The 3,971-nt window shown below is 38.7% G+C and carries 5 protein-coding genes; all 5 read left to right on the forward strand.

Going from position 1 to position 3,971, the window contains the following annotated elements; translation table 11 throughout:
* The first annotated feature begins 129 nt into the window (after nucleotides 1–129).
* Entirely contained in the window at nucleotides 130–1,203 is a 1,074-nt protein-coding gene (locus tag FYJ57_RS14765; RefSeq protein ID WP_235904611.1) for a Y-family DNA polymerase, read from the forward strand.
* Nucleotides 1,204–1,236: 33 nt separating this feature from the next.
* Nucleotides 1,237–1,482, forward strand: a complete 246-nt coding sequence (locus FYJ57_RS14770; protein WP_154433243.1) for a hypothetical protein — start codon at nucleotides 1,237–1,239, stop codon at nucleotides 1,480–1,482.
* A 228-nt stretch (nucleotides 1,483–1,710) separates the two neighbouring features.
* Nucleotides 1,711–2,277 carry an ArpU family phage packaging/lysis transcriptional regulator gene (locus tag FYJ57_RS14775; RefSeq protein WP_154433244.1) on the forward strand — a complete coding sequence of 189 codons (567 nt, stop codon included), beginning with the start codon at nucleotides 1,711–1,713 and terminating at the stop codon, nucleotides 2,275–2,277.
* 135 nt (nucleotides 2,278–2,412) lie between these two features.
* Entirely contained in the window at nucleotides 2,413–2,835 is a 423-nt protein-coding gene (locus FYJ57_RS14780; protein WP_154433245.1) for a Panacea domain-containing protein, read from the forward strand.
* Between the two features lie 3 nt (nucleotides 2,836–2,838).
* Complete coding sequence (locus FYJ57_RS14785) at nucleotides 2,839–3,822, forward strand: hypothetical protein (RefSeq protein WP_154433246.1); 984 nt, start codon at nucleotides 2,839–2,841, stop codon at nucleotides 3,820–3,822.
* Nucleotides 3,823–3,971 lie beyond the last annotated feature (149 nt).

Here is a 3,971-nt window from a genome sequence, read left to right on the forward strand (position 1 = left end):
TACAGGAGATATTTCTATTATATCTGGAGATTTTTGGCCGGTTAATATGTCCTCGGCTGTCCGCTGATTATGTCTTTAGGTGTCCGCCGAATATGGCACAAATGTCCGTTTCGGCCGGCAATCTGCAGTATGGCTTTATGGCAGGCCAGGCAGGCATGTCCTGATGTGATCTTTGTGCCTCCCAGAATGGATTTGTATCTGAAGTTCTCTTCGATGCTTCGGGAAATCTACGGCGAGTATACGGATAAGATTGAACCGTATGGCTGTGATGAAGCATGGCTGGATGTTTCCGACAGTAGTTCCTTGAAGGGCGATGGACGTAAGATCGCAAATGAGATCAGCGCAAGAGTCAAAAAAGAACTTGGTATTACGGTCAGCGAAGGCATTTCCTGGAATAAGATTTATGCAAAGCTTGGCAGTGACTACAAGAAGCCGGATGCGATTACAGAATTCAATCGTGAGAATTATAAGAGTCTGATCTGGAAGCTGCCTGCATCGGATCTTCTCTATGTCGGAAGATCTACCAACAGGACTTTGTCGAAGTATGGTATTCATACCATTGGTGATCTGGCATGTATGGATCCTGATTTCCAGATGAAGCAGCTTGGTAAGATGGGGCTTGTGATCCATTCATTTGCAAATGGATGGGATGAGTCACCGGTGGCTCCGGAGGGTTATTCGGCTCCAATTAAGTCTATTGGAAACAGCACGACCACGCCTCGTGATCTGGAAAATGATCTGGATGTTCAGATTATCTTTATGGCATTGGCAGAGAGTGTATCGGCCAGACTCAGAAAGCATGGATTTAAATGTAACACTGTGGCAATATCTATCAGGGATAATGGACTTTTCCATTTCTCAAGGCAGATGCACTTGCGGGAGCCGACGGATATTACCGATGAGATTATGGAAGCAGCCATGGAATTGTTTCGTGACAATTATGACTGGCCGCATCCGATACGCAGTCTTGGTGTCAGAGGTGCAGACCTGGTTACGGCAGACATTCCGGTGCAGATGAGTCTGTTCATGAATGAAGAGAAACGGGCCAAACAGGAGAAGATGGATAAAGCTGCAGATGAGATCAGGCGACGGTTTGGATATTTCAGTATACAGCGGGCGTTTATGTATCAAGACAAGATATTATCAAAGCTGGATGCACAGGGATCCCACACCGTTTATCCGGTAGGTTACTTTGTGCGTTAGCTTTGAGCCATGGCTCAAGGATGGAGGTTATGAATGGAATCAAGCAAGGTTTATGTAGATGTAGTTGCCAGATTCGATAAGGACGGAGTCATGATGCAGATGGCTTTTGTCTGGGAAGACGGCAGAAAATATGAAATCGATAAGGTGAAATCGAAAGAGAGATGCGCCAGCCGTAAAGCGGGTGGAACAGGCATCATGTATACGGTAGTGGTAGCCGGTAAAGAATGCCACTTATATTTTGAATTTGATAAATGGTTTATGGAGCGTAAATTTGCGTGATTTAAAAAAGTATATCTGCAGGGAAGCTGACCCTTTCCCTTTTGCGACCCGCAGATTGACATAAGGTACGTTTGCATATGAGTCAGCACAGGACAGACATATCCCACTTTTGTCCTGAATATGCCAGTGCCTGCAACGAAGCTTTACAGTGCTTCCCATTCAAAATCAGGGGGAAGTAGGAGTAGGACCGGAAGTATCGGTTCAAAACGATAAAGGAGATTTTGATAGATGACAGAAAGAGACTATGCAATTAAGTCTTTTAAAGAGATTACATTGAATGCAAAGAGGCATACCGAACAGCGTATGGATCTCTATTATGAAAAGATAAAAACACTGATGAGTGATTACCAGGATTTGATTCTGGAGAATCAGATGGTTTTAGAAGAACTGGAGCAGGAATGTCAGGACAAGATCAATGAAAATATGGCATATGCTCTTCAGTATATAGATGTTTATGATTATCGTATGCACATTGGACATCTGAAAAAGGAAATGAATAACGTGATCCTGATCTATGGATTATGTGATATGGTTCATCGCGCTATGACACTGGTGAAGTATTTTACTCCAAATTTCGGAGAAGAGTATTATGATGTGCTTTACGGATGCTACTGCAGAAGCAGAAAGGCTGCGGATGTTGATATCATGATCGAGCTTGGCATGAGCAGAGCGACATTTTACAGAAAGAAGAAGGCAGCACTGAGATATCTGGGCTACTATTTTTTTGAGATTGTAGTGCCACAGTCAGCGAACAAGAGATATAAACCTTCATTTCAGGAGTATGAGGAAAAATAAAATGATTATTCCGTAAAAGTCAAGAGAAAATTGTGTATCTTGCTGAAAATCAACATAATGACGAAAAACTATATACATTTGGAAAGAAAAATAGTACAATATTATATCAAACCAAAGTCGGGAAGGGGGATGTTTATGTCTTATAAGGCAATCGATATTGCAAAATATATAATTAATAAATGTACCATTGACCAGCATCCGATTTCCAATCTGCAACTTCAGAAGATTTTATATTATGTTCAAAAGACATTTTTAGAAAAAAATATGGTTGCATTTGATGATGAGATTGAAGCTTGGCAGTTTGGTCCTGTTGTACCAGAGGTATATTATCAGTATTGCGGATTTGGAGCAATTGCTATTCGCATGAAGTATACTACTGATATTTCTTCAAGTTATAGTTGCATAATTGATCCTATTGTAGAAAATAAGAGAAATCTTAATCCGTGGGATATGGTTGAAGACACCCATAAAGCAGGAAAAGCATGGGCCGAAATTTATAAAGACGGTTTGGGAAATCATTGTGTTATTCCAAAAGAGTTGATTCGTCAGAAGGGATAACAGATGCAAATACTTAACGAACAAGAAAAAAGAGATTCATTAAGACAATTATTGATGGATTTAAGTAAATCTCAAGATGTCTTAAAAGATAGGAAAGATCGAAGAGACTATTATCTTAGATTGGAAGCTATATACTATAATACTGACTCGGATAATTACAGGCATTTTTATTCAGATATTTTTGCTTGTCTTTCGTTAATAGATGCTGATGATTCTTTGGGCAATCTTGATATTCTTGCTCAAAATATGGAATCTATCAAGGAGGGGTATATTCCTATAAATCGCGATGAGGCACATAATAATGAGCTTATAGACATTCGTAAAGAAATTATCAAGTTGTATGATCATACAAATTTGGACATAAGTCGAATTAACTATACAAAACGAATGGCAGGAGAAACTCAATCAGAGTTGGCTCGTGCGAAAGTTCTTATCGAAGATTTAAAAAATAAACTTGCTGAATCTGATGTTGCTAGAGCTGAAGCTGTTAATCATCTTAATACAGAGTCTTCAAAACTAAAGGAAGAGGTTCGGGATGGGCAAAAGAAGATGCAGAATGAATATATTACCATTTTGGGAATATTTGCAGCTATTGTACTTGCATTCACAGGTGGTATGACATTTTCCAGTTCTGTATTAGAAAATATAGATAAAGCCTCAATTTATCGCATGATTACTATTGTATTGATACTCGGACTAGTATTGTCAAATTTGATTTGGCTTTTGATAGATTTTTTGCGAGATATCAATGGAAAGAGTATAAGAAAATGGTGGTTAATAGCTATAACAGATGTAGTTCTTCTGCTTGGTTTATTACTGACATTTTTATCTTATAAAAATCATTGGCTGGATGTTTCGCCGAGAGCATCAATAAGTACAGAAGCAGAACAACATATTGAGGGAAATAAGGCGACTATAAATACAGAGGACGAAGAGAGTGAAACTTCAAAATCTGAGAAAGAAATTACAACAAATAAAACAGATTAACTTAAGGGGGGCAGCAATCACTTAATGCCAGTTAGCTAAAATTGGAATAAAATAGTAGGTATCCTAAAGTAATGGTAATAATGCACAATTCATAACATTGTTTTTCTATGTTTCAAAACATAAAAATCACTTGACAAATACATCAAAAT

Source organism: Oliverpabstia intestinalis (assembly GCF_009696065.1).
Lineage (GTDB): Bacteria > Bacillota > Clostridia > Lachnospirales > Lachnospiraceae > Oliverpabstia > Oliverpabstia intestinalis.

What these genes read in the sequence shown, in the direction of transcription:
- FYJ57_RS14765 (WP_235904611.1), top strand. Translation starts at nt 130, where the DNA reads ATGGCTTTATGGCAGGCCAGGCAGGCATGTCCTGATGTGATCTTTGTG.
- FYJ57_RS14770 (WP_154433243.1), top strand. Translation starts at nt 1,237, where the DNA reads ATGGAATCAAGCAAGGTTTATGTAGATGTAGTTGCCAGATTCGATAAG.
- FYJ57_RS14775 (WP_154433244.1), top strand. Translation starts at nt 1,711, where the DNA reads ATGACAGAAAGAGACTATGCAATTAAGTCTTTTAAAGAGATTACATTG.
- FYJ57_RS14780 (WP_154433245.1), top strand. Translation starts at nt 2,413, where the DNA reads ATGTCTTATAAGGCAATCGATATTGCAAAATATATAATTAATAAATGT.
- FYJ57_RS14785 (WP_154433246.1), top strand. Translation starts at nt 2,839, where the DNA reads ATGCAAATACTTAACGAACAAGAAAAAAGAGATTCATTAAGACAATTA.